This window comes from Streptomyces sp. NBC_00005, from assembly GCF_045160215.1.
Taxonomy (GTDB): domain Bacteria; phylum Actinomycetota; class Actinomycetes; order Streptomycetales; family Streptomycetaceae; genus Streptomyces.
Genome location: NZ_CP108316.1, coordinates 9931694 through 9952366, shown reverse-complemented (window position 1 = coordinate 9952366; position 20673 = coordinate 9931694). Strand labels below are relative to the sequence as shown.

Below are 20673 nucleotides of genomic sequence, written 5' to 3'. Positions count from 1 at the left end.
CAGAGCGCGCCGTTGCGCAACGTGACGAACGGGCCGTCTCAGACTCGGCGCCGACGGCTCGGACGAGGGCACCAGAGGTGCACACGAGGGAGTGAAGCAGCCCTGGGGAACAGGAAATAGGCACTTCACACACGCATCCCGGAACCCGATGCCTCGGATCGGGCGGCCTGGTTCATGGCGATGACACAGAGTGGCCACAGGCCCTGATACGCGGGCACGCAGCACGGCGAGGCGGGCGGCCGACACGCCGTCCACCTCGCCGTTCGGTGTTCTGTTACGCGGGTGCGATCATCCCCGCCGACAGGTCGATGTCCGCCCCGCACAACCCCGGCATCGCGAGCATCGCCACCAGTGCCCGGGCCACCTCGTCCTCCTCGACGAGCCGGCCGAGGGCGGCGCGGGAGGCGAAGTCGCGTTCGGCCGCCTCGACCGTGCAACCCGTCAGTTCAGCCGTCAGGCGGAAGTTGCGGTCCATGCGGGGACCCCGAACCGGGCCCGGCGAAAGGGAGTTGACCACGACGCCGCGCGGCCCGACCTCTCCGGCCAGGGTCCGGGTGAGGCCGAGCAACGCCATCTTGGAGGCGGTGTAGGGGGTGCGGTTGAGCAGCGGGCGCTTGCCGCTGACCGAGGCGACGTTGACGACGTCCCCCCGGCCGGCCGCGATCATCGGGGGCAGGAAGGCGCGGCACATGAGGTAGACGCCGCGGACGTTGACCGCGAACACGTCGTCCCACTCGTCCGGTTCCACGTCGACGAGCGGCCGCACCGGACCCGCGACACCCGCGTTGTTGACGAGCAACGACACGTCCTCGTCGGCGAGTTGGGCAGCGAGCCGGCTCACCGAGTCGGGGTCGGAGACGTCGCACACCGCGGTGCGGGCCTCGCCGCCCTCCTTGGCCACCCGGTCCGACGCGTCCGCGAGGGCCTGTTCGCCGCGGCCGACGAGGATCACCCGGGCGCCCGCGTCGGCCAGGGCGAGGGCGAACGCCCGGCCCAGCGGCCCTCCCCCGCCGGTGATGAGCGCCGTACGCCCGCTCAAGGTCATGCGGTGTTCCACGGCAGCTCGTCACCGGCCGCCTTCGCGGCCCGTACGTCGCCGGAGCGTGCGTGGCCCTCGAACAGCTCGACGCGTGCCGCCCGCCCGCACAGCCGGCCGAACAGCGTCTGGGAGTCGGTGTCGGTGACCTCCTGGTAGGTGACCGTCTTGAGGTACTTGCCCACCCACAGGCCGCCGGTATAGCGCGCGGCGCCACGTGTGGGCAGCACATGGTTCGTGCCGATGACCTTGTCGCCGAAGGACACACAGGTGCCCTCGCCGAGGAACAGGGCGCCGTACTGGGTCATCCGCTCCAGCGCGAGACGCGGTTCGGCGGTCAGCACCTCGACGTGCTCGAAGGCGAACTCGTCGGCCAGTGCGTACAGTTCGTCGATCGTGTCGACGACGTGCACCTGGCCGTGGTCGCGCCAGGCGGGCTCGGCGTAGTCGCGGGTGGGCATGCCGGGCAGGATCCGCTCGACCTCGGCGATGGTCTTCTCGGCGACCTCGCGGGAGGTGGTGATGAGCACGGCCGGGGAGTCCGGGCCGTGCTCGGCCTGGGAGAGCAGGTCGACGGCGCAGACGAACGGGTCGGCGTCGTCGTCGGCGAGGACGAGGATCTCGGTCGGCCCGGCGAACAGATCGATGCCGATCTCCCCGAAGAGCTGCCGCTTGGCCTCGGCGACGTAGGCGTTGCCGGGCCCGGCGATCAGGTTCACCGGCTCCATCGTGTCCGTGCCCACGGCCATCGCGGCGACCGCCTGGACCCCGCCGAGCAGCCAGATCTCGTCCGCGCCCGCCAGGTGCGCGGCGGCGACGGTGGCGGCCGGGATCTCGCCGTGGATGGGCGGCGTGCAGGCGACGACCCGGGGCACGCCCGCGACCTTGGCGGTGACGATGGTCATGTGGGCGGAGGCGGTGAGCGGGTAACGGCCACCGGGGATGTACGCGCCCGCCGCCTGCACCGGGATGTGCTTCTGGCCGAGCCACACCCCCGGCAGCGTCTCCACCTCGAACTCCCCCATGGAGTCGAGCTGGTGGCGGGCGAAGCTGCGCACCTGCTCCTGTACGAAGCGGATGTCGTCGATGACCTGCTGCGGCACCGACGCGACGATCTTCTCGACCTCCTCCTCGCTCAGCCGGAAGGAGTCCGGGCTCCACTTGTCGAACTTCTCGGAGTACGCGCGCACGGCGTCGTCGCCGCGCTCGCGGATGTCCGCGATGACGCCGGTCACGGTCTCGCGCACCTGGTCGAGGGAGGCGGTCACCTCCGCCTTGGATACGGCGTGCTTCAGGATCGTTGCCACAACTGCGGCCTTTCTGCGGGTGGTTCGCGACAAAGGGGGTGTCAGACGGGAGGTGTCAGACGGGGGGCGCCACGAACAGCACGTCGGGGTCGTTGAACTGCTCCTTGGCGACCGACTCGCTCATCGGGTCGGCGGTGCCCCACTGGTCCTGGGTGATCGGGTCGTCGACGTCGTGCCGGCCTGGATGCCACAAGTCCTCTTCGAGGACGGCGAGTTCGGTGGTGTACTCGACGGTGTTGCCGTGCGGGTCGTGGAAGTACGAGAAGGTGTTGTCACCCGCGAGGTGCCGTCCCGGCCCCCAGGTGAGCCGGGTCCCGGCCCGCAGCGCCCGCCCCGTGCCGCGCATGTACTCCTCGACGCCCCGCATCTCGAACGACGCGTGGTGCAGGGAGACATGGGGGCCACGCGCGATGGCGAAGGAGTGGTGGAGCGGGCTGCACCGCAGGAAGTACATGAGGTCGCCCATGTGCGTCGAGTACAGGGTGTCGGTGAGCCGGAAGCCAAGGTGCTGAACGTAGAAGTCCCGAAGCCCTTCCGGGTCCTGGGAGTTGACCACGCAGTGCGAGAGCCGTACGGGGATCGCCTCACGTTCCTCGATCTTCCGGTGGGTGCGGGTGGCGACATCCGCGGAGACCTCGACGACCCGCCCGTCCGGGTCAAAGAACCGGAAGCCGTAACCACCGCCCGGAGTGTCCAACACCCGGGGCTCATGGACGAGTTGTATCCCGGCCCGGCCGAGCCGCACCGCCAGCTCGTCCACGGCGGCCGGTGACACGGCTCCGAACCCCACCAGGTCCATCCGCTTCCGCTCGTCCTCGCGGATCCGCACGATGTACTGCTCGGGGCTGCCCTCGGCGGCGAAGAACGCGACACCGCTGTCGTTGGCGATCTCGGTCAGGCCCCAGGTGGTGGCGTAGAAGGCACGCTGGGTGTCGAAGTCCGGTACGGCCAGGTCGACATGGCGCAGATGGGTGATGGGCTGGAAGCTCATGCGTGGCTCCTGACGGTGTTGCGCTGGTGGCCCAGGCCGGTGATCTCCGACTCCACGACGTCCCCGGGCTTCAGGAACACCCCCCAGTGCGCGCCGTTGCCGGCCGGGGAGCCGGTGAGCAGCAGGTCGCCCGGGCGCAGGGTGGTGGTCGTGGAGACGTACGCGATGAGCCGCGGAATGTCGAAGATCATGTCCTTGGTCGACTCGTCCTGGCGGACGACCCCGTTGTGGCGGAGGGTGATCCGCAGGTCGTTCGGGTCGCCGACGAAGGCGGCCGGGACGAGGAGGGGGCCGGTCGGCAGGAAGGTGTCGGCGTTCTTCGCGGTGAACCAGTCGGTGCCGATGGCCTTCAGGTCGGGCCGGTAGAGACGGTCGCGTGTGGTGAGGTCGTTGCAGATCGTGTAGGCGGCGACGTACTCCATCGCCTCCTCGGCCCGGATGTTCTTGCCCGACTTCCCGATGACGAGGGCGAGTTCGAGTTCCCAGTCGTGCTGCTCGCCGAGCACGGGGAGCACGATGTCGTCGTAGGGGCCGCACATGGCGCGCGCCGAGCCGAGGAAGACGTACGGCACGCCGTTGCGGATCCGCTCGTCCATCATCTGCTCGGCGTCCGCGCGGGCCTCCTCGGGGGTGGCGCCGTGCACGCTCTCCTTCTCGGCGGCGACCAGATCGACCACGTGCTTGCGGTAGTTGGCGCCGCTCTGCAGGATCTGGCCCGGCTCGATCGGGGCCAGGACGCGCAGCGCGGCCAGGTCGTGCCAGGTGCCGTCGGCCGACCGGGCGAGGTCGTGGAGGCGGGGCAGCCAGGTGTCCCAGGCGTCAACGAGGGCGCGCACGGAGGGCACCTGGTCGGACAGGTCGCGTACGCGCGCCCCCGTGACCAGGCCGGGGAAGGCACCCGCACTGTTGCTGAAGGTGCCGAGCGCGAAGGGTCCGGCGTGGACGGGAACTGCGTGGGGAGGAAGCGGATCGGGCACGGGCGGCTCTCCTCGTACGGATGCGGGGGCTCACCGTTGACGCTAGGCATCCGGGCGGGGCGGCGGAAATGGCCGTTCGCGATGCCTGCCATCACCGGCCCACCTCGGCCCCGGCCGCGTCGATGTGCGGCTCGGCCGTGCGGCACCTCCATCGCCGTACGGGATGGATGACGTCCCCCTTGCCGATGCCTCGATCCGTTGACCGTGCATCGACCCCCCACGCAGGCTCGGAGCACCCCAGCATCCCGAGGAGATCACCGTGGTCGTCGAGCACGCCGAGCTGACCGTCGAGGCCGGCCGGGAAGAGGAGTTCCAGGAGGTCTTCGGCAAGGCGCGGGAGGTGCTCGCCGAGGCCGACGGGTTCCGGTGGGCCGAGCTGCTGCGGCGCGAGGAGCGGCCCCGGACCTTCCTGCTCCTGGTCGGCTGGGAGTCGGTCGAGGCGCACATGGCCGGCTTCCGGGAGTCGGAGCGCTTCGGGCGCTGGCGGGCCCTGGTCGGGCCGTTCTTCGCCGAGTCGCCCGTCGTGGAGCACTACCACGAGCTCGGTGAGCGGCGGGGGCCCGGCGGCTCGCCCCCGGAATGAGTACAGCCCGGCCGACCCCCTCTTCTTCTACGTTCGCAAGGATCGCCCATGCCCGTACACAAGGTGCTCGTCGTCGGCGGCGGCATCACCGGAAGCGTGCTGTCCCTCGCGCTCGCCCAGCGCGGCGCCGACGTCGACCTCGTCGAGATCTCTCCCCAGTGGTTCGGTGTGGGGCACGGCATCACCGTCCAGGGCAACGCGCTCAAGGCGCTGCGCTCGGTGGGGGTGCTGGAGCGGGTGCTGGCCCGGGCGGTGCCGTTCGACATCATGCGGCTGCGCCGTGCGGACGGCGGCCTGATCACGGAGCTGTCCACCCCGCACACCGGCGGCCCCGACCTGCCGTCCACGGCGGGCGCGCTGCGCTCGGACCTGCAGAACGCGCTCTGCGACGCGGTGTACGCGCAGGGGGTGCAGGTCCGGCTCGGGCTGACCGTCGAGCGGCTCGACCACGCGTCCGACCATGTGGACGTGACCTTCACCGACGGCTCCGCGGGCCGCTACGACCTCGTGGTCGGCGCCGACGGCATCAACTCGGCGACGCGCGGGCACATCGGCATCACCCAGAAGCCGCGACCGGTCGGCATGTCGATCTTCCGGGTGGTCGCGCGGCGACCCGCCGAGATGGACTGCGCCGAGGTCTACTACGGCGGCCCGCGCTTCAAGGCCGGCTACAGCCCGATCTCCCCCGACCAGTGCTACGCCTACCTCCTCGACGAGAACCTCGACACGTCACTGATCGGGCCGCGCGCGCCGCTGGCGTTGATGCGGGAGCGCGGGGCCGGTTACGGCGGGACCTGGGGCAAGGTCATCGCCTCGCTGCCCGACGACACGGCAGTCGACTACCGCTGGATCGAGGCGGTCCTGGTCGACGAGCCCTGGCACCGCGGCCGCACGATGGTCATCGGCGACGCCGCGCACGCCTGTCCGCCACTGATCGCGCAGGGCGCCGCCATGTGCATGGAGGACGCGGTGCTGCTGGCCGAACTGGTCACCGGGGACGAGCCGTTGGAGAAGGCCCTCGACCACTTCATGACCCGGCGGCTGCCGCGGGTGCGGATGGTGCTGCGGAACTCGCTCCAGCTGGCCGAGTGGGAGATCAACCCGAGCACGCCGGGCGCCGACCCCGCCCGCATCATGTCGGAGACCCTCGAGTCGCTGACGGCGGCCGCATGAGCACCCCGGTCGTCGACTTCCACGGCCACCTGGCCGCCCCCGCCGCCGACGCCCTGATCGCCGCAACGCCGGGCCTGGCCGCCGAGCTGGCGGCCGAGCAGCGCGCCCACTCCCCCGCGTCGCTGGCCTCCAACCGGGCCCAACTCCAGCGGCTGGCAGGGAAGTTGACGGATGTCAGCGAGCGCCTCGCCGACCTCGACGCGATGGGCGTCGACATCCAGGTGGTCGGTCCGATGCCGATGCACCACTACTGGGCGGACCCGGACCTCGCCGTCCGCCTCGCCCGTACCGTGAACCAGGCGGTGGCCGCGCACTGCGCGCAGGCGCCCGAGCGGCTGTACGGCCTGGGCACGGTGCCGCTCCAGCACCCCGATCTGGCGGTGGCGCTGCTGGACAAGGCGGTCACCGAGTACGGCCTGTACGGGATCAGCGTGTCGACGATCGTCGAGGGGCGGGAGCTGGCCGACCCGCGGCACGACGAACTCTGGCAGAAGGCCGAGGAGTTGGGCGTGGTGGTGTTCGTCCACCCGTGGGGCTGCTCGCTCGGCGAGCGGCTGGCGACCCACTACCTCGGCAACACCGTCGGCCAGCCGGTCGAGACGACCGTCGCGCTCTCCCACCTCATCTTCACCGGGGTCCTCGACCGCTACCCGCGGCTGAAACTGGTGGCCGCGCACGGCGGCGGCTATCTGCCGACGTACATCGGGCGCTCGGACCACGCCTGGCGGGTGCGCGAGGACGCGCGCGGCTGCGCGGAGCCGCCGAGCAGCTATCTGCGGCGCATGTGGTTCGACGCGCTCGTGTACACCCCGCGTGCCCTGCGCCACCTGGTCGAGGAGGTGGGCGCCGACCGGGTGGTGCTCGGCACGGACCACCCCTTCGACATGGGCGTCGACGACCCGGTGGCCCGCCTGGACGCGGCCGGGCTGGCTCCGGCCGAGCGTGCCGCCGTCGCCGGGGGCAACGCCCTCGACCTGCTGTTGAAAGGACGTACCCGATGACCCCCACACCCCTCGGCCCGATCGAGGAAGAGCTCGCCAAGGCCCGTGCCGCCCACCGCAACTGGGGCCGCTGGGGCGAGGACGACGTGCTCGGCACGCTCAACTTCATCGACGACGCGATCCGCGCCCACGCGGCCGGTCTGGTCCGCCGGGGGCGGTCCTTCTCGCTCTCTCTGGAGTTCAACGAGTCGGGCCCGCAGCGCGGTTTCCGCGGCCGTATCAACCCGGTCCACTACATGAAGGACACCGGCTCCGACGCGGCCGCGGGCACCCAGGGCTTCCCGCACGGGTTCGGCGGCGCGGACGACCACATCGTGATGCCGTTGCAGGCCTCCACCCAGTGGGACGGCCTGGGGCACATCTACGACAACAAGCAGGCGTGGAACGGCCGTCCGTGCACCATCGTCAACGGCGACGGCGACTCGGTCACCGGTATCGAGCACATGCGGGACGCCTTCACCGGCCGGGGCGTGCTCCTCGACGTCGGCCGGGCGGTCGGCGACGAACTCGGTGAACTCCCGGACGGATTCCCCATCCTGGAGGAGCACCTGCGCGCCACCATCGAGGCGCAGGGCGCGACGTCGAGTGTCCGGCGCGGTGACCTCGTCCTCGTGCGGACCGGACAGATCGGCCGGGTCAGGCGGTTGGGCGAATGGGGCGGCTACGCGGCCGGTGACGCGCCGGGCCTGTCCTTCACCACGCTCGGCTGGCTGCACCGTACGGAGATCGCGGCGATCGCCTCCGACACCTGGGGGCTCGAGGTGCGGCCGTACGAGTTCGACGAGCCCGCGATGTCCCCGCTCCACCAGATCGCGATCCCCAACATGGGCCTCCCGCTGGGCGAGATGTGGGACCTGGAGGCACTGGCGGAGGACTGCGCGGCCGACGGAGTCCACGAGTTCCTGCTGGTCGCCGCTCCGCTGCCGGTCACCGGCGCGGTGGGCGCACCGGTCAATCCGATCGCGATCAAGTGAGTACGCCCGTGACTGCCATCCATCGGGGGACGATCCCCGAACCCCCGCGTGAGAACCGCTTCTCCGGCACCCTCCACGTCCCCGGCGACGAGGACTTCGACGAGGCCTGCTTCGGGCGAGTCTTCAACGCCCGCCGCCCGTCGGACCGTTCACCGGCCGCCGTGCTCGAAGCGCTCACCGAACAGGACGTCGTCGAAGGCGTACGACTGGCTCTGGAGCGGGGTTGGCAGGTCGCCGTCCGCTCCGGCGGGCACAGCTGGGCCGCCTGGTCGGTGCGTGAGGACGCTCTGCTGATCGATCTCGGGGGCCTCCGCGAGCTGGCGTACGACGAGGAGAGCGGGATCGTCACGGCCACCCCGAGCGTGCAGGGCGGCGACGAACTCAACCCGTATCTCGTTGAGTTCGGGCGGTTCTTCAACGGCGGGCACTGTCCCTCCGTCGGCATCGGCGGCTTCCTCCTCCAGGGCGGGCAGGGCTGGAACGCGCGCGGGTGGGGCTGGGCAGCGGAGAACATCGTGGCGATCGACGTCGTCACCGCCGAGGGTGAGCTGGTGCGCGCGGACGAGACGCACCACAGCGACCTGTTCTGGGCGGCGCGCGGCGCGGGACCGGGTTTCTTCGGCATCGTCACCCGCTTCCACCTGCGCACCCGTCCGCTGCCCAGGCATCTGGGGCACACGGTGCACGCTTACCCGCTCGATCTCTTCGACGAGGTCATGACCTGGCTGCACGGCATGCACCACACGGTCTCGGACCTGGTGGAGATCGTCGCCCTCACACAGACTCCGCCCGACCTCGACGAGCCGGTGCTGCTGGTCACGGGCGTCTCGATGACCGACACCCCGGAGCAGGCCGCCGAGGCCCTGGCTCCGCTGCACGCCAACCCGTACGCGGACCGGGCTCTCTTCCGGGTCGAGGCCCAACACACCACCCTGGCCGAGCAGTTGGCGGGCCAGCGCATCGCCAACCCCGAGGGCCACCGCTACCTCGTGGACAACGCCTGGCTGACCGGGCCGGCCGAGGAGGTCGTGCCGGCGATCCGCAAGGCATTCACCGAGCACCCCACCCGGCAGACGTTCACCATCTGGTTCTCCATGGCCCCGCTGCGCGAACTGCCCGACATGGCCTTCTCGTTGCAGTCCGAGATCTACTGCGCCACCTATGTCGTCCACGACGAGCCCGGGCGCGACGCGGAACTGCGGGGCTGGCTGGACGACGCGATGGCGGCGATGCAGCCCGTGACAGCCGGCCAGTATCTCGGGGACTCCGACTTCACCGTCCGGCAACTGCGGTTCATGGGCGATGAACAGTGGCGGCGGCTGCAGGAGATCCGCGCCGTCCGCGACGCCAAGGGTCTGTTCGCGGGCCATCTGAGTGCGGGGGCCGTCACCAACACCAACCACTGGGAGCAGTGAGTCATGCGTTTCGCGACATACGAGTACCAGGGCGAGGAGCGCGCCGGGGTGGTGCGGGACGGAGTGATCCATCCGCTGCCCGAGGGGATCACGGTCCTGACGCTCATCGAGCAGGAGATCCTCTACGCCGTCGGTGTCGAAGCACTGCAGGAGGCAAGTGACTTGACGGTGGATCAGGTGCGGTTGCTGCCGCCGCTGAAGCCCCCGTCCATCCGTGACTTCGTCGGGTTCGAGGCGCACATCGAGGGGGTGTCCAAGTCCCTGGACGGGCTGGAGCACGTGCCCGAGGAGTGGTACCGGGCGCCCAACTTCTACTTCACCAACCCGCACGCGGCCTACGGCGCCCACGACGACGTCCCCGTCCCGGCGGGCTGCTCGGTGCTCGACTTCGAGCTGGAGGTGGGCGCCGTGATCGGGCGGGCCGGCCGGGACCTCACGCCCGAGCAGGCGCGCGAGCACATCATCGGCTACCTGGTCTTCAACGACTGGTCGGCGCGTGACCTGCAGAAGCCGGAGAAGAACCTCGGCCTCGGTTTCTCCAAGGGCAAGGACTTCGCCAACACGCTCGGCCCCTGCCTGGTCACCGCGGACGAGGTGGAGGACCGGCGGGACGCGGACGGCTTCCTCGACCTGGAGATGACGGTCACCCTCAACGGCGAGCTCATCGGCCGTGACACGCTCGCCAACGTGTCGTGGACCTTCGAGGAGATGGTCGCGTACGCCGCCCGGGACGCCTGGGTGCGGCCCGGGGACATCCTCGGCTCCGGCACCTGCGGCTGGGGGGCGCTGGCGGAGTTCTGGGGCCGGCTCGGGGAGCGTACGCCGCCGCCGCTGGTGCCGGGAGACGAGGTCACGCTCACCGTGGAGGGGCTCGGCAGCCTGTCCAACCGGGTCGTGCCCGGACGTACGGACGTCTACCTCCCGCGGGCCCGCAAACGGGGGCGCAGTCCACGGCCGTAGCAGCATCGTCGGTGCTGACCTGCACACATCCTGGGATCCGATGGCTGCTATCGGATCCCTGTGAGTTGCCTCCGAGGCCCTTCCTCGGCATGAAGACCGTCGTTACGCTCCGATTTCACCGAGCTTCAACGACGCGGCCGGAAGGAAACACACATGGGTCTCGGAGCCATCGACCTGAATCTTCTGGTGGCGTTGGAAGCCCTCCTGGAGGAGAAGAACGTCACGCACGCGGGCGTACGGCTGTCCACCAGCCAGTCCGCGATGAGCGGCTCGCTGGCCCGGCTGCGCCGTCACTTCAACGACGAGCTGCTGGTGCGGGTCGGCCGGGAGTACGAGCTGACGCCGCTGGCGGAGCGGCTGCTGCCGGTCGTGCAGTCTTCGCTGCACAAGGCGGAGGAGGCCCTGTCGCTGACCCGGCACTTCGACCCGCACCGCAGCCGGCAGCGCTTCTCCGTCGTCATGTCCGACTACGTGATGACGGTGCTCGTGGAGCCGCTGCTGCGGGTGATCGCCGCGGAGGCGCCCGGGGTCCGCATCGACTTCCACCCCATCGTGGACGGGCAGCTGGAGAACGAGACGCACCTGCGCTGCCACGACCTGATGATCGTGCCGCTCGGCTATCAGCTGCCGGGGGTGAGCGAGGCCGTGATGCACGACCGGTTCGTGTGCCTGGTCGACCCGGACAACCCGCGCCTGGTGGACGGGCGGCTCGGACTGCGCGCCCTGGCCGAGATGCCGCACGCCTCGTGCGCCCTCGGCAAGAGCCACACGCCCGCCGAGCGCCAGCTCGAAACCCTCGGCATCACACCGAAGGTGCAGGTCAGCACGCCCGGCTTCAGTGTGCTGCCGTTCCTGGTCAGCGGCACCGACCTGGTGGCGATGGTGCCCGAGCGGCTCGCGCGGCGCTACGAGAGCTTCGCGCGCTGTGCCGTCGTACCGACGCCGTTTCCGGACGTGCCGCTGGTGGAGGCCATGTACTGGCACCACAACCGGCACTCCGACCCCGCCCACAGATGGCTGCGCGAGACCGTGCGCAGGATCGGGGTCTCGCTGGACGAGCCGCAGGGCGGCGAGGCACCGGGCCGGCCCTCGGCCGAGGAGATCGCGTCCGTGGATGCCAGCCATGACGAACACGCGTTTCCGGAGCTGACCGCGGCTTCCTAGCGTGGACGGGACACACCCCCGCATCCACTGGAGGAGCCGTGAGCCGTACGCGTCTGGCGGGCCGTACCGTCGTCGTCACCGGGGCCGCACAGGGCCAGGGAGCCGCGGAGGTGACGGCCGCGGCCCGGGAGGGCGCGACGGTGATCGCAACCGATGTCCTGGACGAGGCGGGCGAGAAGCTGGCCGCCTCCCTGCGCGCCGACGGCCTGGACGTCACCTACCGGCACCTGGACGTGTCGTCGCCGGAGGACTGGGCGGCGCTCGCCGGATCCCTGGAGGTCGTGCACGGGCTGGTCAACAACGCGGGCATCCCGATGCGGGCCCGCCTCGGCGCCGTCGAACTCGCCGACTGGAACCGGGCGTTCGCGGTGAACACCACGGGCGCCCTGCTCGGCATCCAGGCCCTGACCCCGCTGATGCCGGCCGGCTCCTCCATCGTCAACGTCGGCTCGGTCGCGGGCCTGACGGCCCACCACGCGGTCGCGTACACGGCGAGCAAGTGGGCGCTGCGGGGCCTGTCGAAGGTCGCGGCGCTGGAGCTGGCGCCGCGTGGCATCCGTACGAACGTGATCCACCCGGGCTATATCGAGACCCCGCTGATGGCCTCCGCGAACCCGGTGTTCGTCCAGGCACACGTCTCGATGACGCCCCAGGGCCGCGGCGGCACCGTCGACGAGGTGGCACCGCTGGTGATCTATCTGCTGTCCGACGAGGCGTCGTACGTCAACGGCGCGGAGATCGCGGTCGACGGCGGGTACTCGGCGCACGGCGGGGTGAAGGCGATCACGAACGCACTCGACCCCTCGTGACCATCCTGGCCGGCCGGGACTGCGGTGCCGGCAGGCGTGGTGCGCGCAGCAGGGTCAGGGCGCAGGTCAGTCCGGCTGCCGCGAGGACGGCGCACGCCGTGAACGCGGCCCGGTAGCCGTCGGTCAGGGCCGCGAGGCGGTCCGGGCCGGCGCTGTGGGAGAGGGCGACGGAGGTGACGACGGCGACGCCGAAGGCCCCGCCGATCTGGAAGGCCGCCGTGTTGATCCCGGAGGCCACTCCGGACTCCCGTTCCCCCACGCCGGTCAGGGCGGCGATGGAGCCGGCGACCGCGCAGGCGCCGAGGCCCGGCCCGAAGAGCAGCAGTCCGGGCAGCAGGTCGGGGACGAACCCGCCGTCCACCGGCACTCCGGCCAGCAGCAGACTGCCCGCGCCGACCAGTGCCAGTCCGCCGACGGCGACCGGGCGCGCCCCGATGTGGGTGACCAGGGCCTGTCCCGCGTAGGAGCCGACGACGGCGCCGACCGGCATCACGACGTTGGCGAGGCCGAACCGCAGCGGCGAGTAGCCGAGGACGCCCTGCCCGTATTGGGACAGCGTGTACGACATCCCGAAGGCGCAGGCGCCGAGCAGGAACACGACCAGGTTGCCGCCGCTGACCGTCCGCGCGCGCAGCAGGCGCAGGGGGACGAGGGGTGCCGTGGAGCGGGCCTCGATGCGGAGGAAGACAGAGGTGAGCAGTACGGCCGCGGCCAGCAGGCCGGTCGTCCGCGCCGACAACCATCCGGCGTGGGGCGCCTCGACGACGGCGTAGACGCAGGCGACGAGCGCGGCGGTGACGGTGAGCGCGCCGGCCGGGTCGTAGGAGCGGGACCCTGCCTCGGTGCGGCTCTCGCGCAGCAGCACCGGGCTCAGGGCCAGCAGGAGCAGCGCCACGGGGACGTTGAGGAAGAAGACCCACTGCCAGCCGAGGGCTTCCGTCACGGGTCCGCCGATCAGCAGCGCGGCCGTGGCGCCGAAGCCGCCGCTGCCGGACCAGATGGCGAGGGCCTTGTTGCGCTCGTGGCCCTCGTCGAAGGTGTTCAGCAGGATCGACAGCGCGGTCGGCGCCATGACGGCGGCCGACACGCCCTGCACGGCACGTGCCGCCACCAGCACCTCTGCCGTCCAGGCGAACCCGCACAGCAGCGAGGACAGCGCGAACAGCAGGGTGCCGGTCATGAAGACGCGGCGGCGGCCCAGCAGGTCGGCGATGCGGCCGCCGAGGAGCAGCAGACCGCCGAAGCTCAGCAGATACGCGCTCATCACCCACTGGGCGCCGCTCGCCGAGAAGCCGAGGCCGTCGGCGATCGACGGCAGCGCGAGGACGACGATCTGCGCGTCGAGGATCACCATGAACCCGGCGACGCAGAGGAGGGCGAGCGCGTACCAGCGGCGGGAGTCGGTGGCGGGCATGGTCAGCCTCCCAGGCGCAGGCCGGCGAGCCAGACGTCCGGTGTGCCGGATGCCTCGGGTCCGTCGGGGGCGCGGCGCGCTCGCAGCAGCGAGGCGAGGACCTGACGGAGCCGGGTGGTGGGGCGCGGGTGCACGTGAGCGGTCATGGGAGTCTCCGGTGTCGTGAGGCTGCCTTCACCCCACCGACGAACGGCTCCTAGGCGGATCGACACTCCGCGAGCCGCTTCTCCAGAAACCTCCGCTCCGCTTCGTTCTCCACCAGCTCCAGCGCCCGCTCGTACGCCGCGGCCGCCTCGCTCGTACGTCCGCTGCGGCGCAGCAGGTCGGCGCGGGTGGCCGGGAGCAGGTGGTAGTCGTCCAGGTCGCCCTCGTGTTCCAGTTCGGCGACCAGGGCGAGTCCCGCGTCGTGCCCCTCGGACATGCCGACGGCCACCGCACGGTTGAGGCGGACCACGGCGGAGGGCACGAACCGCGCCAACTCGCCGTACAGCGCGGCGATATCGGCCCAGTCGGTGTCCTGCGCGGTGGCGGCGGTGGTGTGGCAGGCGGCGATGGCCGCCTGGATCTGGTACGGCCCGGGGCGGCCGCGGCGCAGTGCCGTCTCCAGCAGGCCGGCACCCTCGTCGATCTCCGTGCGGTCCCAGGCGCCGCGGTCCTGGTCCTCCAACGTCACCAACTCTCCGGCCGCGTCCACGCGCGTGTGCCGACGGGCGTCGTGCAGCAGCAGGAGGGCCTGCAGGCCGAGCGCCTCGGGCTCGTCGGGCATGAGGCGGGCCAGCAGCCGGGCCAGCCGGATCGCCTCCGCGCACAGGTCGGTGCGCACGAGATCGGCGCCGGACGTGGCGGCGTACCCCTCGTTGAACAGGAGGTAGACGACGCCGAGCACGCCCGTGGTGCGTTCGGGCAGAAGGTGCGCGGGCGGCACCCGGTAGGGGATACCGGCGTTGCGGATCTTCTTCTTGGCCCGCACCAGGCGCTGGGCCATGGTCGCCTCGGGGACGAGGAAGGCGCGGGCGATCTCCGGAGTGGTCAGTCCCGCGAGGGTGCGCAGGGTCAGCGCGACCCGCGCCTCGATGGGCAGCGCGGGATGGCAGCAGGTGAAGATCAGCCGCAGCCGGTCGTCCTGGACGCCGCTGTCGTCACTGTCGTACTCGGGGTCGTACGGTCCCTCGTCGCGCGCCAGCACTGCCGCCTCCCGCAGTTTCGCCGCCCCCACCGCCTCCCGGCGCAGCACGTCGAGGGCGCGGTGGCGGGCGGTCGTGGTCAGCCAGGCCCCGGGGCGGCGCGGCACTCCGTCGCGCCGCCACCGGTCCAGGGCCTGGGCGAAGGCGTCCTGCGCGCACTCCTCGGCGAGGTCCCAGTCGCCGGTCACCCGGATCAGGGTGGCGACGACCTGGCCCCACTCCTCGCGGAAGGCGGCGGCGACGGCCTCCTCGACGTCGGGCACGGTCACTCCCAGACCGGCCGTACCTCGACCGAGCCGCCGTCGGCGGCGGCCGGATGCTTGGCGGCGAGGGCGATGGCCTCGTCGAGGTCCGGGACGTCGATGAAGGCGATGCCGGCGAGGTACTCCTTGGTCTCCGCGAACGGGCCGTCGCTGAGCAGGACTTCGTCGCCCCGCACGCGCACGGTGGTGGCGTCGGTGACCGGCCGCAGCCGTGCACCGCCGGTGACCCGGCCCGCCCGTACCTCCGCGAAGTAGGCGGCGAAACGCGGGTCGTCGGCGTGCTCCGCGGGGCTCTGTTCCTCGCCCCCGACCGGGGAGCAGAACAACAGCGCGTACTTCATCACGCCTCCTTCAGGGACACGGCCTGCTCGTGGGTGATCAGGCGGCGCAGACCGATGTCGCGGTAGCCGGTGGTCACGCGCAGCGTCTCGTCGAGCGGGGTGCCGTCGGTGCGGGTGCCGGTCAGCCGGACGAGGCAGTGGGCGAAGCCGATGCTCTCGTCGACCTGGACGCGGAGGTCCAGCACCTCGCGGGTCACCGGTCCGGTGACCGCCGTGAACAGGTCCTGCAGGGCCTTGCGGTGCGCGTCCAGGCCCTGGCGCTCCTGGCCGTCGGCGAGGTGGAAGACCTCCGCGTCCGGCGCGTAGCAGGCCAGCGCCCGCTCCAGGTCACGTTCCCGGAAGGCCTCGGTGAGTTCCGCGTCGCGGCTGCGGATCGCGGCCTCGGCGTCCTCCTCGTCCCACATCGGCCAGAAGGGGCGTACCTCCATGGCGCCGATGGTGGCGACGGGGTGCTTGGCGGCGGCCTCGACGGCCTCCTCCAGGCTGTCGCACTCGAGGACGTCGAAGCCGGCGACGTACTCCTTGGTCTCCGCGAACGGGCCGTCGGTGCGCAGCACCTCGCCGCCGCGGACCCGCACGGTGACCGCCTCGGAGGGCAGGGCCAGCCGGTGGCCGTGCAGCCGTACGCTGCGGTCGCCGAGCTCCTCCACCCAGGGTTCGACGGGTGCCATGGCCGAGGCGTCGGCGGTGTCGTCGCCGCAGACGAGCAGCATGTACTTCATGGGGTCCTCCCGGTCGTCATGAGCTTCCTACACCCCACCGACGAACGAGGTCCTCCCGAATCGACACCGTGCGCGAACCCGCCCCGAACAGGCTCACGCCGAGCCGTCGACCTCCCGCACGAGCTCGATGGCCCGGCCCAGCGTGGTCAGCCGGTCGTCCAGGGTCTGCCCGGCCGGATACAGACGTACGGTGTCCACGCCGGCGTCGCGCCACACCCGCAGCCGCTGTCGCACCATGGGCTCGGTGCCGATCAGTGTCGTGCCGAGCACCATCTCGTCGGTGACCAGACCCGCCGCACCGTCGCGGTCGCCCGCCTGCCAGCGTTCGCGCACCTCGGCGGCCACCTCGGCCCAACCCTGGCGGCTGTAGGCGTTGTTGTAGAAGTTGGTCGACGCCGAACCCATGCCGCCGAGACTGAAGGCCAGTTCCTTCTTGCGCCCGGTGACCATCGCGCCCAGAGCGTCCTCGTCGGGCGCGAAGGCGACCTCGGCGCCCTGGCAGACGTCCAGGTCGGCGCGGCGGCGCCCGCTGCGGGCCAGACCGTCGTCGAGGTGCGCGAAGTAGGCCTCGGCCGCCCCCTCGGGGACGAAGCTGGTGCCGAGCCAGCCGTCGGCCGCCTCGCCGGTCAGCCGCAGCATGGCCGGGGAGAGCGCGGCGAGGTAGACCGGGATACGGTGTTCTGCCCGCGTCGACAGCCGCATCTGGACCGAGTCGCCGCCGGGCAGCGGGATGCCGAACTCCATTCCGGAGTAAGCGAGTTTGCCTCCGTCGAGCACCCGTCGCACGATCTCCACGGTCTCCCGCACGCGGGCCAGCGGCCGGGCGAACGAGACCCCGTGCAGCCCCTCCATCACCTGCGGGCCGGACGCACCGAGACCGAGCAGGAAGCGTCCGCCGGAGAGGTTGGACAACGTGATCGCGGTCTGCGCGACGGCCACCGGGGTGCGCGTGCCGACCTGGATGACGCCGGATCCCAGCAGCATCCGGTCGGTGAGCGCCGCGTAGTACCCGAGGGCGGAGGGTGCGTCGGAGCCCCAGGCCTCGGCCACCCAGCAGACGTCCAGGCCGAGTTTTTCGGCCTGGACCACGAAGTCGGCCTGCTCCGACCAGTGTTCACCGCCGGAGGCTTCGATCGTGGTCGCGGTACGCATCAGTCGGCCTCCGCCAGCTGCTTGATGCGCTCCAGGGTGACGGTCATGTTGTGCTCGAACTCCCGCAGCCGCACGAACACGATCTTCTCTTCCTTCTCCGGCATCCGATCGATGGCCACGGACAGTCCGGAGCGGCCGGGACCCATCTGCATCCACTCCGACAGTTCGGTGCCACCGTCTCCCGGGTGGAGCCGGAAGCGCCAGATCGCCGACGGCTCGGCGGGGTCCTGTACCGCCCAGGCGAAGACGCGGCCGGGTTCGTACTCGATGACGTACGACGTCGTGGCCCACTCGCCGAAGGCCTCGTGACTGCTGCGGCCGAGGAACCGGGCGCCGACCGCGGGCCCGGTCGCGCCGTCGAGCCATTCCACCGACCGGAGTTCGTCGCTCGTGCTCGGCATCAGCCCGATGTCCGACACCAGCGCCCACACCCGCTCGGGCGGGGCGTCGATCCAGGTCCGCACCTCGACGGTGGGTTTGTCCGTGTAGCGTGCGCCCGTCCATCTCAAGCCGGTCGGCCTCCTCGCCTTCAAGGGGTCTGACCATCAGAGTTGCTACATAGGACTCACCCTGTCAAGGGCGCTCACGCCCAGGCGCGAACGGCACCTGCCGTACGGGGTCATGCCGCGCCGAAACGCCTTCGCACGTCCGGCCGTTGCTTCAGCCGCTCGGGAAATCCGGGCCCCATGCGCATCGAGGTGTCCTCGGCCCGCAGCGGCTCCCGGCACGCGGCGCAGACCACCTCGGCCTCGGTGTCGTGGCCGCAGGTGTCGTGATGGAAGACGATCGGGGCACCCTCCTCCCCCGCCAACCACCGGTCGCCCCATCGGGACATCGCGGCGAGCACACCGAAGAAGTCCCGCCCCTTCTCCGTCAACACGTAGTCGTGGCGCGGGGGTTCGTCCTGGTAGGGCCGCTTCTCCAGGAGGCCTTCGTCCACCAGGCGGCGCAGCCGGTCGGCCAGTGTGTTGCGCGCGATGCCCAACTCCTGCCGGAACTCGTCGAAGCGACGGATGCCGTAGAAGGCCTCCCGCAGCACGAGGGGCGTCCACGCGTCGCCCAGCAGGTCCATGGTTCTCGCGATGGAGCACGGCCAGTTCGAGAACGACGTCCGTTTCATGTCGTCACGATAGCCAGTCTCACCATGAGACCCAGGGTTCCGGCCATCAACTTCATTCCTTTCCTTAAGTGTTGACGGTACCGACGGCGCCTGCCATGGTCTGGACCAGCTCACCTCACCCTTACCTTCCGCATCCCACCAAGGAGCGAGGTCCACCATGCGCACCCCCCACCTCGGTTCGTTCCGGCTCAGACGCATCGCTCTCGTCGCCGCTCTCGCGGCCCTGCTCACCGCCCTGTTGAACGTCACGCCCGCCCTGGCGGCGGACGGCCAGATCACCGGCCTGGCCGGAAAGTGCGTGGACGTGGCGGGAGCCGACAGCGCGAACGGGACCGCCGTACAGCTCTACGGCTGCAACGGAACCGGCGCCCAGTCCTGGTCCAACCCGGGCGACGGCACCCTGCGCGCGCTCGGCAAGTGCATGGACGTGGTGGACCGGAGCACCGCCGACGGGGCCGCCGTCCAACTCTGGGACTGCTCCGGCGGCGCCAACCAGCAGTGGGTGGTCACCGGCGCCCACGACATCGTCAACCCGGCCGCCAACAAGTGTCTGGACGTGCGCGACAACAACAGCGCCGATGCCACGCGGCTGCAGATCTGGACCTGCACGGGCGCCGCGAACCAGAAGTGGAACGCGCCCGCGAGCGGCGGCGGCAACAACCCGTCGGGATTCGTGGTGACCGAGGCGCAGTTCAACCAGATGTTCCCGAGCCGGAATTCGTTCTACACGTACGGCGGACTGACCGCCGCGCTCAGCGCCTACCCCGGCTTCGCCAACACCGGCAGCGACACGGTGAAGAAGCAGGAGGCCGCGGCCTTCCTCGCCAACGTCAACCACGAAACCGGCGGGCTGGTCTACGTCGTCGAGCAGAACACCGCCAACTACCCCACGTACTGCGACTGGAGCCAGTCCTACGGCTGTCCGGCCGGCCAGGCCGCCTACTACGGACGCGGCCCCATCCAGCTGTCCTGGAACTTCAACTACAAGGCCGCCGGCGACGCACTCGGCATCGACCTCCTCAACAATCCCAACCTGGTCCAGAACGACGCCTCCGTCGCCTGGAAGACCGGCCTGTGGTACTGGAACACCCAGTCCGGCCCCGGCACCATGACCCCCCACAACGCCATGGTCAACAGCGCCGGCTTCGGCCAGACCATCCGCTCCATCAACGGCTCCCTCGAATGCGACGGCAAAAACCCGGCGCAGGTACAGAGTCGCGTCGATGCCTACCAGCGCTTCACCTCGATCCTCGGCGTCAGCCCCGGCAACAACCTCTACTGCTGACGAGGTCACTCAACAAGGAGTCGCAATGCGCAAGTTGAGGTCCCTCGCCAAGGTCCTCCTCGGCACACTCGGCGCGATGACGCTCGTCGTGGCGGTCCCCGCGAGTGCCCATGCCAGTGTCCTGACCCCGTTGCCGCAGAACGCCGACGGTCTGGAACAGACCTTCTCCCCGGCCTACGACTACGACAAGGACGGCTGCTACGCCACGGCGGCCATCGGCGCCGACGGCACCCTGAACCCCGGCCTGAAGCTCGGCGGTGATGTCAATGGGCACTGCCACGACTACGCCCAACTCGCCAACGCCAACACCTACTCACGCGAGAAGTGCAACAACGGCTGGTGCGCCGTGATGTACGCCAGCTACTTCGAGAAGGACCAGGCCACCCTGGGTCCGGCCGCCATCGGACACACCCACGACTGGGAGCACGTCGTGGTGTGGATCAACAACAACGAGGTCCAGTACGTGTCCGTGTCGCAGCACAGCGGCTATCAGGTGGCGGCCCGCTCGTCGGTGCGCTTCGACGGCACCCATCCGAAGATCGTCTACCACAAGGACGGCGTCTCGACGCACTGCTTCCGGTTCGCCAACAGCAATGACGAGCCGCCCGAGAACGCCACGGGCGGGTGGTTCTACCCGCGCCTGGTCGGCTGGAACGGCTACCCGGCCGGATTCCGCGACAAGCTCCTGAGCGCCGACTTCGGATCCGCCACCATCAAGATCGATGACGGCGACTTCCAGTACGCCCTGGCCCACTCCATGCCCTCCGGAATCCCCTTCGACCCGAACGCCTGACGCGACCGT

22 protein-coding genes are annotated in these 20673 nt (G+C 70.8%); 10 read left to right on the top strand and 12 right to left on the bottom strand.

What is annotated here, in order from left to right; all coding sequences use genetic code 11:
- Positions 1-274: 274 nt before the first annotated feature.
- Genes OG303_RS45435 through OG303_RS45420 form a run of 4 tightly spaced genes read right to left on the bottom strand, consistent with a single transcriptional unit; the run spans position 275 to position 4311 of the window.
- Positions 275-1045, bottom strand: a complete 771-nt coding sequence (locus OG303_RS45435) for an SDR family NAD(P)-dependent oxidoreductase (RefSeq protein WP_405875892.1) — start codon at positions 1043-1045, stop codon at positions 275-277.
- On the bottom strand, positions 1042-2343 hold the full coding sequence (gene hisD / locus OG303_RS45430) for a histidinol dehydrogenase (protein WP_405875891.1): 1302 nt from the start codon (positions 2341-2343) through the stop codon (positions 1042-1044). Before hisD ends, OG303_RS45435 begins: the two co-directional genes overlap by 4 nt.
- A 55-nt stretch (positions 2344-2398) precedes the next feature.
- Entirely contained in the window at positions 2399-3334 is a 936-nt protein-coding gene (locus OG303_RS45425; RefSeq protein WP_405875890.1) for a VOC family protein, read from the bottom strand.
- Positions 3331-4311 carry a fumarylacetoacetate hydrolase family protein gene (locus OG303_RS45420; protein WP_405875889.1) on the bottom strand — a complete coding sequence of 327 codons (981 nt, stop codon included), beginning with the start codon at positions 4309-4311 and terminating at the stop codon, positions 3331-3333. Before OG303_RS45420 ends, OG303_RS45425 begins: the two co-directional genes overlap by 4 nt.
- A 259-nt stretch (positions 4312-4570) precedes the next feature.
- Here OG303_RS45420 and OG303_RS45415 point away from each other — a divergent pair, with 259 nt between their 5' ends.
- The 8 genes from OG303_RS45415 (at position 4571) to OG303_RS45380 (ending at position 12390) form a co-directional block, all read left to right on the top strand.
- A complete protein-coding gene (locus tag OG303_RS45415; protein WP_405875888.1) occupies positions 4571-4894 on the top strand; it encodes an antibiotic biosynthesis monooxygenase family protein in 324 nt (107 codons plus the stop codon).
- A 48-nt stretch (positions 4895-4942) separates the two neighbouring features.
- The gene (locus OG303_RS45410) at positions 4943-6067 is read left to right on the top strand and encodes an FAD-dependent monooxygenase (protein ID WP_405875887.1); all 1125 of its coding nucleotides are present in this window, start codon (positions 4943-4945) and stop codon (positions 6065-6067) included.
- Positions 6064-7068: an amidohydrolase family protein gene (locus tag OG303_RS45405; RefSeq protein ID WP_405875886.1), complete on the top strand. Its 1005-nt coding sequence runs from the start codon at positions 6064-6066 to the stop codon at positions 7066-7068. Before OG303_RS45410 ends, OG303_RS45405 begins: the two co-directional genes overlap by 4 nt.
- Positions 7065-8042 (top strand): cyclase family protein, encoded by a 978-nt coding sequence (locus OG303_RS45400; protein ID WP_405875885.1) that lies wholly within the window; start codon positions 7065-7067, stop codon positions 8040-8042. The genes OG303_RS45405 and OG303_RS45400 overlap by 4 nt, the downstream gene beginning before the upstream one ends.
- Positions 8043-8050: 8 nt before the next feature.
- Positions 8051-9457 carry an FAD-binding oxidoreductase gene (locus OG303_RS45395; RefSeq protein ID WP_405875884.1) on the top strand — a complete coding sequence of 469 codons (1407 nt, stop codon included), beginning with the start codon at positions 8051-8053 and terminating at the stop codon, positions 9455-9457.
- Between the two features lie 3 nt (positions 9458-9460).
- Positions 9461-10417, top strand: a complete 957-nt coding sequence (locus OG303_RS45390; protein ID WP_405875883.1) for a fumarylacetoacetate hydrolase family protein — start codon at positions 9461-9463, stop codon at positions 10415-10417.
- 153 nt (positions 10418-10570) lie between these two features.
- Positions 10571-11581, top strand: a complete 1011-nt coding sequence (locus tag OG303_RS45385; RefSeq protein WP_405875882.1) for a LysR family transcriptional regulator — start codon at positions 10571-10573, stop codon at positions 11579-11581.
- Between the two features lie 38 nt (positions 11582-11619).
- On the top strand, positions 11620-12390 hold the full coding sequence (locus OG303_RS45380; protein ID WP_405875881.1) for an SDR family NAD(P)-dependent oxidoreductase: 771 nt from the start codon (positions 11620-11622) through the stop codon (positions 12388-12390).
- On the opposite strand, the gene OG303_RS45375 is transcribed toward OG303_RS45380, so the two are convergent.
- The 8 genes from OG303_RS45375 to OG303_RS45340 form a co-directional block, all read right to left on the bottom strand.
- Positions 12365-13804, bottom strand: a complete 1440-nt coding sequence (locus tag OG303_RS45375; protein WP_405875880.1) for an MFS transporter — start codon at positions 13802-13804, stop codon at positions 12365-12367. The two genes, OG303_RS45380 and OG303_RS45375, sit on opposite strands and share 26 nt — an antisense overlap.
- 2 nt (positions 13805-13806) lie before the next feature.
- Positions 13807-13950, bottom strand: a complete 144-nt coding sequence (locus tag OG303_RS45370) for a hypothetical protein (protein ID WP_405875879.1) — start codon at positions 13948-13950, stop codon at positions 13807-13809.
- Between the two features lie 50 nt (positions 13951-14000).
- Positions 14001-15257 (bottom strand): RNA polymerase sigma factor, encoded by a 1257-nt coding sequence (locus tag OG303_RS45365; protein ID WP_405875878.1) that lies wholly within the window; start codon positions 15255-15257, stop codon positions 14001-14003.
- Positions 15254-15592 carry a YciI family protein gene (locus tag OG303_RS45360; RefSeq protein WP_405875877.1) on the bottom strand — a complete coding sequence of 113 codons (339 nt, stop codon included), beginning with the start codon at positions 15590-15592 and terminating at the stop codon, positions 15254-15256. Before OG303_RS45360 ends, OG303_RS45365 begins: the two co-directional genes overlap by 4 nt.
- Positions 15592-16314: a YciI family protein gene (locus tag OG303_RS45355; protein WP_405875876.1), complete on the bottom strand. Its 723-nt coding sequence runs from the start codon at positions 16312-16314 to the stop codon at positions 15592-15594. The genes OG303_RS45360 and OG303_RS45355 overlap by 1 nt, the downstream gene beginning before the upstream one ends.
- Before the next feature lie 93 nt (positions 16315-16407).
- On the bottom strand, positions 16408-17466 hold the full coding sequence (locus tag OG303_RS45350) for an LLM class flavin-dependent oxidoreductase (protein WP_405875875.1): 1059 nt from the start codon (positions 17464-17466) through the stop codon (positions 16408-16410).
- Positions 17466-17975, bottom strand: a complete 510-nt coding sequence (locus tag OG303_RS45345; protein ID WP_405875874.1) for an SRPBCC family protein — start codon at positions 17973-17975, stop codon at positions 17466-17468. Before OG303_RS45345 ends, OG303_RS45350 begins: the two co-directional genes overlap by 1 nt.
- Before the next feature lie 110 nt (positions 17976-18085).
- Entirely contained in the window at positions 18086-18586 is a 501-nt protein-coding gene (locus tag OG303_RS45340; RefSeq protein ID WP_405875873.1) for a winged helix-turn-helix transcriptional regulator, read from the bottom strand.
- A 157-nt stretch (positions 18587-18743) separates the two neighbouring features.
- Between OG303_RS45340 and OG303_RS45335 the strand changes: the two genes are divergently transcribed.
- Positions 18744-19871 (top strand): glycoside hydrolase family 19 protein, encoded by a 1128-nt coding sequence (locus OG303_RS45335; RefSeq protein WP_405875872.1) that lies wholly within the window; start codon positions 18744-18746, stop codon positions 19869-19871.
- 25 nt (positions 19872-19896) lie between these two features.
- The gene (locus tag OG303_RS45330; RefSeq protein ID WP_405875871.1) at positions 19897-20664 is read left to right on the top strand and encodes an NPP1 family protein; all 768 of its coding nucleotides are present in this window, start codon (positions 19897-19899) and stop codon (positions 20662-20664) included.
- The last annotated feature ends 9 nt before the right edge of the window (positions 20665-20673 follow it).